Source organism: Bradyrhizobium sp. UFLA05-153 (genome assembly GCF_054185185.1).
Window position 1 is genome coordinate 1 of sequence record NZ_JBBIAM010000289.1, and the last position, 2,213, is coordinate 2,213.

The 2,213-nt window shown below is 61.6% G+C and carries 2 protein-coding genes and 2 pseudogenes; 3 read left to right on the forward strand and 1 reads right to left on the reverse strand.

Features of this window, described 5'->3' with window-relative positions; genetic code table 11:
• A pseudogene (locus Q2941_RS51350) lies at positions 1-207 on the forward strand (DUF3147 family protein); the annotation flags it as partial.
• Positions 204-686 carry a DUF3147 family protein gene (locus Q2941_RS51355; protein WP_458197510.1) on the forward strand — a complete coding sequence of 161 codons (483 nt, stop codon included), beginning with the start codon at positions 204-206 and terminating at the stop codon, positions 684-686. The pseudogene Q2941_RS51350 and the gene Q2941_RS51355, both read left to right, overlap by 4 nt.
• Positions 687-704: 18 nt before the next feature.
• Here the strand turns inward: Q2941_RS51355 and Q2941_RS51360 are convergent, their stop codons facing one another.
• Positions 705-1,220, reverse strand: a complete 516-nt coding sequence (locus Q2941_RS51360; RefSeq protein WP_458197511.1) for a YciE/YciF ferroxidase family protein — start codon at positions 1,218-1,220, stop codon at positions 705-707.
• Positions 1,221-1,545: 325 nt separating this feature from the next.
• Between Q2941_RS51360 and Q2941_RS51365 the strand changes: the two are divergent.
• Positions 1,546-2,213 (forward strand): annotated as a pseudogene (locus Q2941_RS51365) (ROK family protein); the annotation flags it as partial.

Sequence of the window (2,213 nt, forward strand, 5' to 3'; positions counted from 1 at the left end):
GCGGTGCACCAGCACGGGGCGCACTATGCGACCCTGCAAACGCAGGCGATGCTCGCGGGGGCGATCGCGCTCGCCGTCTACAGTGTCGTCGTTTGTCAAATCCTCGTTCGCGCCCGACTGCGAGCGTTGCCGGCCACTTTGCTATCCCTAGTCGTCTGGCTGATCGTAGCCTTCGGCGTGCTGACCCTTGCCGGGGGGCAGGCATGACGCCCATCCGCTTTTCGCCGTCATCTCTCAAGGAAGGCCGCTGGTACGAATACCTGATCCGCTTCGCGCTCGGCGGCGCCGCGACCGTCTTCGCTGGCCTCGTCAGCAGCCGTTATGGAGCCTATATCGGCGGGCTTTTCCTCGCCCTTCCGGCGATCTTCTGCGCCAGCGCCACGCTGATCGAAAAGCATGAAATTCGCCGCAAGCGTGAGGCGGGTCTCGTCGGCGAGCGCCGCGGGCAAATGGCGGCCGCGGCCGACTCCGTCGGCGCCGCGCTCGGCGCGCTCGGCTTGCTGGCCTTTGCGATGGTCTTTTCGTTAGCGGCGGAGACCAGCATCGCAGCCGCCTTCATAGGTGCATCGCTTGCTTGGCTGGTCATCTCGGTGGTCGCCTGGTATGTGCGCCGCAGGACGCGATCAGTGCGGAGAGGGCGGGCCGAACAAAAAGGCAGCGGCTCCTCGATTGTGCGAAGCCGCTAAGGTCGATCCACGCTGCCATCAAGCCGCGCTCGACGCCTTCCTGTTCACACCCTTGCGCAGCGCAACCGTATTGAGTTTGGTATTCGCTGCCTTCTCCTCGTTGAGGTTCGTGGTGAGAAAGCGCACGATGTCATCGTGCCCGAGCTGTTCGGCCCAGGCGATCAGCGTGCCATAGCGGCAGATTTCATAGTGCTCGACGGCCTGCGCGGCCGCGACGAGGGCAGCATCGAGTACGGCCTTGTCCTCGATCTCGCCTGCGATCTCGTCGGCCTCCTTGATGATACCGTCAATCGCTGGACACTGCGTGCCGCTGGGCTCCTTGCCGAGCTTCTCGAACACGTTCTGAAGCCGCTCGACCTGCTTTTTGGTTTCTTCGAGATGGCCTTTCAGCCCCGCGACGAGGTCTCGGTTGGTTGCCTTTTCGATCATCTTGGGTACTGATTTGATGATCTGCTGCTCCGCGTAGTACATGTCTTGCAGACCGTGCATCAGCAGGTCTTCCATCGATTTTATGTCCTTCGTGAACATTCCCATATTCGAATCTCCTCTCCCAACGATGGCAATGGAACGCGGCTGACCGGCTGCCGTTCCTGTCCCTGCAGCGCATTCGGAGGATCGAAATCAACGGCAAGAACATTTCGTCAGCCTGCTCGTATGGGCGCGGTGGACGGGCGATGTGCCGCGGGCATCCAGGAGGCGTTGTTCGAGACCGCGAGCGTCAGGAGGTTTGCGCACCTGCTTCTCGACTGTCTCCCAAGCGTGCACCGGCGAGACCGGTCTAGCCAGGCGGGGAACGGGATAACCCTAAGCGTCGTTGATACAAACCGCACGTTTACTTGCGGCTTGTCTAGGGCTCAAGATGGCTGACGAAACGATCACGACCACCGGCATCGCCGCTCACGGCGCCTCCCGCCTCCCGTCAGTGGAGGTCGACAGCTTCAACATTGAGCTGAAGGATGAGGAGGGTTTTCTTGGCGATCGTGCCAGCAAGGGCGCTTTCCGGGATACTCTCGAAAAGTGGCGGAAGCCGCTGCGTAACACTGGCGAAGACCCGCTCGGCAAGGAGCTTTCCGAAAACATCAGCAAGAAGGAACTCGACGCCATCCTGGTCGGCGACGATACCGACGCTTGGGCGGTCGTGCAGAGCGCGATCGAGGACTTCGCACAAGAGCTCGCCCACGTGACGCGCCGCTTCCTCAAGACCAAGGCCTGGGAGAAGACTGAGCGCATCGTGGTGGGCGGCGGCTTTAGCAATAGCCGGCTCGGCGAACTCGCCATCGCGCGCGCCGAAATCATCCTGAAGGCCGAGAACTTCAAGATCGAGATGCCGCCGATCCATCAGAACCCGGACGACGCAGGCCTGATTGGCGCGCTGCATCTCGCTCCATCCTGGATCTTCGAAGCTCATGATTCCATCCTTGCCGTCGACATCGGAGGCACGAATATCCGCTGTGGCGTCGTAGAAACGCGTCGCAAGAAGGCGCCGGATCTCTCCAAGGCATGCGTGTGGAAGTCCGAGCTGTGGCG

What these genes read in the sequence shown, in the direction of transcription:
- Q2941_RS51355 (WP_458197510.1), top strand. Translation starts at nt 204, where the DNA reads ATGACGCCCATCCGCTTTTCGCCGTCATCTCTCAAGGAAGGCCGCTGG.
- Q2941_RS51360 (WP_458197511.1), bottom strand. Translation starts at nt 1,220, where the DNA reads ATGGGAATGTTCACGAAGGACATAAAATCGATGGAAGACCTGCTGATG.